This is a genomic window from Pseudomonas sp. GW821-FHT01C01 (assembly GCF_059422645.1).
The window spans coordinates 156,737-165,770 of sequence record NZ_JBWKXF010000010.1; the positions used below are offsets into that span (position 1 = coordinate 156,737).

At 59.9% G+C, this 9,034-nt stretch carries 6 protein-coding genes; all 6 read right to left on the reverse strand.

The genetic code is table 11. The annotated features are described in order from the left end of the window. Positions 1–20: 20 nt before the first annotated feature. Positions 21–1,511 carry an alginate export family protein gene (locus AC07XF_RS10135; RefSeq protein ID WP_007989940.1) on the reverse strand — a complete coding sequence of 497 codons (1,491 nt, stop codon included), beginning with the start codon at positions 1,509–1,511 and terminating at the stop codon, positions 21–23. After that, on the reverse strand, positions 1,508–3,019 hold the full coding sequence (gene algK, locus AC07XF_RS10140; protein ID WP_495026353.1) for an alginate biosynthesis TPR repeat lipoprotein AlgK: 1,512 nt from the start codon (positions 3,017–3,019) through the stop codon (positions 1,508–1,510). Before algK ends, AC07XF_RS10135 begins: the two co-directional genes overlap by 4 nt. Positions 3,020–3,028: 9 nt before the next feature. Continuing rightward, positions 3,029–4,198 (reverse strand): PilZ domain-containing protein, encoded by a 1,170-nt coding sequence (locus AC07XF_RS10145; RefSeq protein ID WP_495026354.1) that lies wholly within the window; start codon positions 4,196–4,198, stop codon positions 3,029–3,031. 35 nt (positions 4,199–4,233) lie between these two features. Continuing rightward, positions 4,234–5,715: a mannuronan synthase gene (alg8, locus tag AC07XF_RS10150; protein WP_007989947.1), complete on the reverse strand. Its 1,482-nt coding sequence runs from the start codon at positions 5,713–5,715 to the stop codon at positions 4,234–4,236. A 171-nt stretch (positions 5,716–5,886) separates the two neighbouring features. Beyond that, positions 5,887–7,203 carry a nucleotide sugar dehydrogenase gene (locus AC07XF_RS10155; RefSeq protein WP_116265018.1) on the reverse strand — a complete coding sequence of 439 codons (1,317 nt, stop codon included), beginning with the start codon at positions 7,201–7,203 and terminating at the stop codon, positions 5,887–5,889. Positions 7,204–8,015: 812 nt separating this feature from the next. Further along, complete coding sequence (gene yaaA, locus AC07XF_RS10160) at positions 8,016–8,795, reverse strand: peroxide stress protein YaaA (RefSeq protein ID WP_495026355.1); 780 nt, start codon at positions 8,793–8,795, stop codon at positions 8,016–8,018. Positions 8,796–9,034 lie beyond the last annotated feature (239 nt).

Sequence of the window (9,034 nt, forward strand, 5' to 3'; positions counted from 1 at the left end):
GACTCCCTTCGCAATGTGCATCAGAAGCGCCAGATCACGTCGATGAACGCACGGTGCATGTACGAATCGACCTGACTGCCATAGGCATCGCCCGGCTTGAACACGCCGCCACGGAAGCGCACCAGGGCCGAAGGCTCGTCGATCGACTGGCTCAGTGCCGCCGGCAACAGGCCTTGCTTGAAGTACTTGGTGACCACCAGGTCCATCTCCTGACCGAGGTCTTTTTCGCCATCGTTCAGCGGCAGGGACGTGGTGGAAAGAATTGCGCCGGTGGCATCGTCGGTGTTGTTTTCGACGGCGTTGATGCCATTGCTGCCGATCGGCTTGTTGCCGTCGACGCGCCAGAATTTGTGGTAGATCAGGCTGGCGTCGTATTCGTCGTTGAGCATCCACGAGCCGAACAAAGTCGCGGTCTGCATGTTTTGCATTTCGCCACGGAAGGCTTCGCCGAAACGGTGAACCCGCGAGCGCGTACCGGTGTAGTTCGAGCGGTTGCTTTCCAGACCGTTCTGTTCGTACTCGGCGCTGGCTCGGGCATAGGCGGCACCGACTTGCCATTGCGGGTCGAGGCGCAGGCGCACGCCGATATCGGTGGCCCAGCCGTTGAGGTTTTCACCGCGCTTGGCTTCGGCCGGCGACGTACCATCGGCGTTCAGCGGGTTGACCTTGTCGATGTCACCGCTCATGCCGGTGATGCTGCCCCAGTAATTGACCGTGTTGGTATTGCGCCAGTTATAGGCGTCGCTGTCGGCGGTCAGGCCGATCCAGCTGATGTCACCGTTCTGTTTCTTGTCCAGCGAATCGGCCGGTACGCCCGGCTCCGGGAAGTCGAGCTTGCCGTTGTCATGGGTGTGATGACCGCGAATACCGACCCAGTTGCCCGGTGTCCACTGATACGAAGCATCGGCGTAGGCGTGCAGGCGATCCTTGTCTTTCGGGGCGAGTTCCGTGAGGTCGGTGCGGTACTCGCTGAAACGTTCGGCGACCCCGACGTTGGCGCGCAAGAGGGTTGTGTCGAACGTCCAGTTCAGGGCTTCGATGTTGGTGTCGCGCCATTGGCCGTCGGCGTTGTGCAGACGTTGGCGACCGAGCTTCAACTGCTCGCCCGGATACGGCGTGAGTCCGCTGTAGCCGACCCAGAATTCGCGCATGGCCAGGTAGTTTTTCTTGGTCTTGCGATCACCGTTGTCGGTGGGCGTGGTGCCGTCACTGGCGGTCCCTTGCAAGGTGTCCGTCTCGATGATGTCGGTGGCCGTCACGGCTTGACCCATGGCATAGGCGCTCCACGCGCCGCTTTCGCCATAGATCCATGGACGCAAATCGAGGCCGACGCCGTTGACGTCGCCACCGCTCTGGGTACCGAGGTCACTGTCGTCTTCGGATTGGCCGGTAACCTTCACTTCCAGGCCAAAGTTCTTGGTTTCTTCAGTCATCGCAGCAAGCGTCGGGCAAGACCAGATCAGCGCGAATGTCAGGCCAATGCCGGCCTTCATGAATGGATTCAACTTCATTGGGATTCCTCGCCATCTTCTTCTTGCAGGGCATGCAGTTCCGGCGTGCTCGGGCTCAGGGCACCGCGCACGGCCTGTTCTTGTTTCAACAGGCGCTGGGCTTCGGCCAACCGGTCGGGCGGCAATTGCGTTTGGATTGTTTGCGCAAGCTCGGTGGCTTGCGGGGTGTTCTGGGCCAGGGCCAATTGGCTGAAGACGTAGGCGTTCAGCGGATCAGGCTTGGTGCCCTTGCCTTGGGAAAACAGTTGGGCAATGGCGAAGTCGGCGCTGTTCTGACCGTTGCGCGCAGCGGTCAACAGATGGTCGAGAGCCTTCTGCGGATAGACCTTACCCAGGTAGCCACGGCGATAGATCTGGCCGAGGTAGTAATCGGCGGCGACTTCACGGCCGACGGCTTTCTGGAAATGCTCCTCGGCGACCTTGGCGTCGGCCGGCACCAGTTTGCCTTCGAAGTAGAGCTTGCCCAGCAACAGTTCGGCGCGGGGCTGGTCGGCGGCGCGGCCGTTGTCCAGGTACTTCATCATCTGGTCGACGTCGCCCAGTTCCGGGAAGTCGTAGATCAACTGCGCGAGGGTGACCCACGACGCCGGGTAGCCCGGTGCGATCGGTTCGAGCAGCGACTGCGCGGTTTTTTCGTCGGTCTTGCCCAGGGTCGCATCGGCGAGCACACGGGCGACGCTGTCGACGCGTTGCGCCGAAACGCTGCCGCGAGCGTGAGCCGCTTGCATCTGTTTGATCAGCTCGGCCTGTTGTTCTGGCTTGGCCTGTTTCTGGTAGACCGTGGCCAGTTCGACGTAGCAGATGTCGCTGGTGTTGAGCGCGGCCTTGCAGATTTTTTCCACGTCATCCAGGTGCTGGTCGTAGGTGCCTTGGGTGCGATAGAGCAGCACTTGCGCCAAGCCGGCTTCCGGCCTGTTTTCGGCACGCCATTGGCTTATCTGCTGCTGGGCATTCACGTTGGGAAAACTGTGCGGGTACTGCAGGTACAGCATTGCCAGCGGGATCAGCGTGTTGCCTTCGCCCGCGGCGGCCGCTTTTTTCAACAGGGTTTCGGCTTCGTGGTGCTCGGCTTCGGTGGAACCGGGCTTGGCCACCAGCAAGCGCCCGAGGCGCGCCTGGGCGCGCGGCGAAACGCTGGCCGCAGCGCGGTAAGTCGCCTCGGCCTGTTTCATCTGCGCCGGGTCGCGGCTGTCGACCTGGATATCGGCCAGGCCGACCTGCGCTTCGCTGTAGCCCAGGTCTGCCAGTTGCCGGTAGTTCGCCGCGGCGGTGGCAGTATCGCCGCGCTTGAGGGCTTCGTTGGCCAGGCGCTGGTCGGGGAGGCCGGCGCAACCGGCCAGGCTCACCGCCAATGCAACTGCACACAGAGAGCCCATGTGGGAGCGGGCTTGCTCGCGAAAGCGGTGTGTCAGCCGGCATTGAGGGTGAATGTCAGAATGCATTCGCGAGCAAGCCCGCTCCCACAGGGTGCGCGGTGTTCTTGGGATTGGTGGAGTAATCACAGGCATGTCCTCGACTTAAAGACCGACAGCCATGGCTTTGTCGATCAGCCAGTTCAGGTTCGGGCCACGGTCGCTGCTCACTTCCGCCGGGCGGCCGGCGAGGGAGCTGTCCAGGGTTTCGTCCGGCTGGATCAGCACGCGGATGTCCGAGGACAGGTCGGCGCTTTTCAGGCTGGTGCTGCTGACGATTTTGCCGGTGCGGCTCTTGTCCTCGCCGGCGATCTGGAAGCGCACCGAAGTCCCCGGGCGCACGTCGCCGAACTGGCGATAGGAGAAGCGCGCTTCAACATTGGCTTCGCTGTTGCGCGGCACCAGTTGGAAGATCACATCGCCCTTGCTGGCGTACTGACCGTTGGCGACCATTTGCTGGGCCACGGTGCAATCGCAAGGCGAGGTCAGGGTGCCGGTCATCTGCTTGCCGAACAGTTCTTCAACCTTGGCCGGTTGCAATTGGTCTTCGTCCAGATGGCCCTTGAGCACGTCGAGCATGCTGGTGCTGAAGGTCGCCAGCGGTGCGCCTTTGGCGGCCACGCCGTCGGCTTTCACCAGGCTCTGCACGGTGCCATCGCGGGGCATGGTGATGTTCACGCCCGGCACGCTGACCAGACCGGCCTGGGCATGGCTGACGAAGTACATGCCGTATACCGATTTGAAAACGAAGCCGAAGGCGGCCACACCCACCACGAAGATCCCCAGGCTGAAGGTCACGGCTTTCAGGCGTCCGAACGCGGACATGCCGTGGCCGCCGTCCTTGACCTTGCGCGCCTTGGTGAAGTTGTCGCGCTGCAGGGTCGCCAGCATTTCACCCACGCTGACGATGTCGCCGGCCAGGTGCGAGGTGATCAGGTGGCGCAGGGTCGAGATGTCCCGTGGTTCCAGGTTCTGGAACTGGCAGCCGGCGCGTCCGGTCTCGCGATCGAAGGAGCGGACCTGCAACTCGACGTCCATGGCCAGGCCGAGGTTGTCGATGACGAATTGCAGGCGGGCCTTGTACACATCGCCAATTTTCAGCGGCAACTGACCGGCGTTGAACGCCAGGCCACCGGCGGACAGGTCGATCACCCGGGCTTCGACCGGTGTCCGGTCAGGGCCGAAGAAGCGCAACTTGGCCGGGATTTTTACGCGGGCGTGTTGGCGCTGGGCTTCGGATTCGTGCACTACGTTGGCGTTGACGGCGGTATTCATAAGGGCGATTTCCTGGTTAATTCAATAAGGGGCGGTCAGACCATCAACAGCAGCACGGCGACAAAAATGCTGCCGGCAGAGAAGGTCATGGTCCGAGACGACCAGGTGTTGAACCAACGTTGAAAGCTGGCGAGATCACGGGTCAGGTGGGTGGGCTGGCGGGTCCAGGACTGTTGGTCGAGGCGGAAGAACACGTAGATCTTCACCAGCGCGCCGACGATCTGGTTGTAATAGAGAATTGCCGGGTAGGCCGGGCCGATCCGGTGTCCGGAGCACGACAGCAACAAGGTCAGGATGAACCGGGTGATGCCGATCCACAGCAGGTACACCAGGATGAACGCGGTGCCGTACTTGAAGCTGGCGATCAGCGCTACGGTCAGGCCCAGCAGCGAGGTCCACATCGACACGCGCTGGTCGAACAGCACCACCGAAGTGAACACGCCAAGGCGTTTGATCCCCAGGCCCAGGGCCCGGGAGTTCTGGCGCAGGTTGTTGCCGTACCAGCGGAACATCAGTTTGCGGCTGGCCTTGATGAAGCTCTTTTCCGGCGGGTGTTCAACGGTGTTGATCGCCGCGTCCGGCACGTAGAACGTGTCGTAGCCCAGGCGCATCAGGCTGAACCAGCTCGATTTGTCATCGCCGGTAAGGAACTTGAAGCGACCCAGGCGCCAGTGTTGCAGCGAGTCGCTTTCCACGTCGGCGATGAAGTCCGGGTTGGTGACCACGGTGGCGCGGAATACCGACATGCGACCGGTCATGGTCAGCACGCGCTTGGACAGGGCCATCGAGCACATGTTGATGTGGCGCTGGGCGAAACGCAGCTTGTGCCATTCGCTCATGATGTAGCCGCCACGCACTTCGCAGAATTCGTTGGTGGTCAGGCCACCGACGTTGCCGAACAGCTGGAACCACGGCACGGTCTTGAGCACCACGCCTTCGCCGAGCACGGTGTCGCCATCGATCACCGCGACCACGGCGCGATCATCTGGCAGGTGCCGGGAGATGGCGCGGAAGCCATAGGCCAGGCCATCGCGTTTACCGGTGCCGGGAATGCGTACGAAGTCGAGCTTGACCCGGGCCGGTGGGTTCATCCGGTTCCACAGGCTTTTCACCAACAGTTCGTCGGACATCTCCACGATGGAGCAGACCACGGTGGTCGGCAGGCCGCAGTCGATGGCTTCGCGGATCACCGAGCTGTAGACCTGCGCAGTGGTCAGCGCGTCGATACGGAAGCTGGTGACCATCAGAAACACGTGGGACGGGTCAGCCGCTTTGCCCAGCTTGCGCACTTTGCGCCGCAGGTGCGGGTAGACGATGTACAGAAAAATCATGCCGCGCACAAAGTGCGTGGCACCCATCGAATAGCGCCAGATACCCACGGCGCCAATCAGGAAAATGAAGTCCTTCGACTCGGAGTCGAACGTGGACACGGGCAACGCCATGGCGAGGCCCATCAGTAAACTCAGGTAGAACAGCCAACCGGCGGCCTGGAGTAGGCCGTGTTTTAGCCTGTGCATAATCGGAATCCTAAAGTCAGTTGCAAGTCTCGCGCCCCCCGTAGGAGCCGGCTTGCCGGCGATGGCGATCTCAGGTACGCCATCGCTGGCAAGCCAGCTCCAACAGGTTTGCGGTGATCCTGTAGGAGCCGGCTTGCCGGCGATCAGCGCGAAGCGCTTACAACCTGCCGGTTACCAGCAGATACCTTCGGCCCGGCTATTGGTGCTGGTGGCCTTGGACATGAAACCGACCAGGTCGATCACTTGCTTGCCGTGTGGAACGTCCTGCACCAGAGCGCGGAACTTCTCGTCGCGGTTGCCGAGGATGATCACGTCGGAGTTGTTGATCACTGCGTCGAAGTCGGCGTTGAGCAACGACGAGACGTGAGGGATCTTCGACTCGATGTAGTCCTTGTTGGCACCGTGAACGCGGGCGTACTCGACGTTGCTGTCGTAGATGCTCAGGTCATAGCCCTTGCCGATCAGCATTTCCGCCAGGTCAACCAGCGGGCTTTCGCGCAGGTCGTCGGTGCCGGCCTTGAAGCTCAGGCCCAGCAGGGCGACTTTGCGTTTGTCGTGGCTGGAAACGATGTCGAACGCGTTCTGCACCTGGGATTCGTTGCTGCGCATCAGCGAGTTGAGCAACGGGGCTTCCACGTCCAGGGAACCGGCGCGGTAGGTCAGGGCACGCACGTCCTTTGGCAGGCACGAGCCGCCGAAGGCGAAGCCTGGGCGCATGTAGTACTGGGACAGGTTGAGGGTCTTGTCCTGGCAGACCACGTCCATCACTTCGCGACCGTCGACACCGACCGCTTTGGCGATGTTGCCGATTTCGTTGGCGAAAGTGACCTTGGTGGCATGCCACACGTTGCAGGTGTACTTGATCATCTCGGCGACCGCGATGTCCTTGCGGATGATCGGTGCGTCGAGCTCTTCGTACAGCGATTGCAGAACGTCGCCGGACGCTTTGTCGAATTCACCGATGACGGTCATTGGCGGCTGGTCGTAGTCGGCGATGGCGGTGCTTTCGCGCAGGAACTCAGGGTTCACGGCCACGCCGAAATCAACACCGGCCTTTTTGCCGGAGCAGTCTTCGAGAATCGGGATGACCACGTTGGCCACGGTACCCGGCAGCACGGTGCTGCGCACGACGATGGTGTGGCGGGTGGTCTTGTCACGCAGGACAAAACCGATTTCGCGGCACACCGCCTCGATGTAGTTCAGCTCCAGATCGCCGTTCTTTTTGCTCGGCGTGCCCACGCAGATCATCGACAGGTCGGTGTCGCGAATCGCCTCGGCGAAGTTGGTGGTGCCACGCAGGCGACCGGTCTGGATGCCCTGGGCCAGAAGTTCGCCCAGGCCCGGTTCAACAATCGGCGATTTGCCGGCATTGATCATATCGATCTTGTCTTTGGCCACATCGACGCCAACGACGTCATGACCCCGTGCAGACAGGCAACCGGCACATACTGCGCCGACGTAACCCAAACCAAAAATGCTGATGCGCATCGCAATTACCTCTGTATTGATCAAGCCATTAGATGGCCGGAGTTAATGGTGTTCAGCGGTGATAGTGCACTCGCAAGTACGCCTTACAGGCGCAACGATGCCGTGTGCTGGCATATAAGTTACGAGTGTCTAAATAAATGCACTCAAGGTGTGCGCAACTAGGCCTTGTTATTATGATTTGCCCTGTTATGCAGCAGATCCTCCTTTCAGGGGATGCAGGTGCAAAAAGGTTTTGCACGCTTGATCTCAGGCCGAAAGCCCGTGGATCAAGCGGTTGGGTGCTCGGGTGAGCACGTTTATAGGGGCGCTGCCGTGGCCTTGTAGGGGATAGTCATACCGCGTTATCTCCTGTCCGCTTGCTGTTGTCCAAATCAGTGATTAGTCAGCGCAAGTTAGTATTACAACTTCGCTACAAGAATCGCTTATCTGCGTAAGTTATCTCGTACACGCTCGGCGAGAATCGTTACGGGTGGTATGAGCGGCGCGTTTGGACATAGTTCCAGTCCGCTCATCGTGAAATCTGAAATTTTTTGAAATATTGAGAAAGATGGCACTGCTCTCAAATTGATAGCACTTGCCGTTTCGCCCTTTATATATAGGCGGGTAAATGGAGTAGATAGTTCTTTGCCACTACCGTTAAAAAAAGTCAGTGCCACTACGCAAAAAAATGATTGATGTCGAGTGAAACTAAAGTTAGGAAACCGAGTGGTGATTTTTTGGCGCCATAAATATGGCGAAAAAGGCGGGGAAGGCTGAAGTGAATCAAGGGTCGGCGCACGAGAGTTGTGGAGCTTGTGCGCCGACTGGATGCATTACTCTGGTGCGTGATCGCGCAGGAACACCAGATTGTCAGGTTTGGATTGCTCGGCGCTGTAGCGATAACCCTGGACGTCGAACTGCTTGAGGGCGGCCGGATCGTTGATGCGTTCTTCGATGACGAAGCGACTCATCAGGCCGCGGGCCTTTTTCGCGTAGAAGCTGATGATCTTGTACTGGCCGTTCTTCAGGTCCTTGAACTCGGTATTGATGATGCGTGCGTTCAGGGCGCTGCGTTTGACCGCCGAGAAATACTCGTTGGAGGCCAGGTTGAGCAATACGTCATCGCCTTGATCGACCAGGGCTTCGTTCAGCCATTCGCTGATACGTGTGCCCCAGAACGCATACAAGTCCTTGCCCCGGGCGTTGGCCAGCCGGGTACCCATTTCCAGGCGATAGGGTTGCATCAGGTCAAGCGGGCGCAGCAGTCCGTACAGGCCGGACAACATGCGCAGATGCTGCTGGGCATAGTCGAAATCGGCTTCGCTGAAGGTTTGCGCATTCAGGCCGGTGTACACGTCACCCTTGAAGGCCAGCAGTGCTTGCTTGGCGTTTTCCGGGGTGAACGCGGGCGTCCAGCTGCCGAAACGAGCGGCATTGAGCCCACCGATCTTGTCGGAAACGTGCATCAATTCGCTGATCTGCGCCGGCGTCAGCTCGCGCAATTGCAGGATCAATTCCTGGGAGTGGTCGAGGTACTGCGGCTGAGTGAAGCGCTGGGTCGCCGGCGGTGTTTCATAATCGAGGGTCTTGGCGGGTGAAATCACCATCAGCATGAAGTCGTCTCCTTTAATCGTGGCGGCGATTCTAGGGGGTTGTCGGTGTTGACTCCAGCTATCGAGGTCATTGGTGATGACCGGTGGTCATGCGCTGAACCTGTGGGAGCGGGCTTGCTCGCGAATGCGGTATGACATTCACCAAAAATGTCGACTGATACACCGCTTTCGCGAGCAAGCCCGCTCCCACATCTATGGATACCCCCATTTCTGCAATACTGTTTTCGATGCGTGTTTGG

Excerpts from the sequence above, each read along its gene's own strand:
- AC07XF_RS10135 (WP_007989940.1), bottom strand. The coding sequence starts at position 1,511 with ATGAAGTTGAATCCATTCATGAAGGCCGGCATTGGCCTGACATTCGCG.
- algK (WP_495026353.1), bottom strand. The coding sequence starts at position 3,019 with ATGCCTGTGATTACTCCACCAATCCCAAGAACACCGCGCACCCTGTGG.
- AC07XF_RS10145 (WP_495026354.1), bottom strand. The coding sequence starts at position 4,198 with ATGAATACCGCCGTCAACGCCAACGTAGTGCACGAATCCGAAGCCCAG.
- alg8 (WP_007989947.1), bottom strand. The coding sequence starts at position 5,715 with ATGCACAGGCTAAAACACGGCCTACTCCAGGCCGCCGGTTGGCTGTTC.
- AC07XF_RS10155 (WP_116265018.1), bottom strand. The coding sequence starts at position 7,203 with ATGCGCATCAGCATTTTTGGTTTGGGTTACGTCGGCGCAGTATGTGCC.
- yaaA (WP_495026355.1), bottom strand. The coding sequence starts at position 8,795 with ATGCTGATGGTGATTTCACCCGCCAAGACCCTCGATTATGAAACACCG.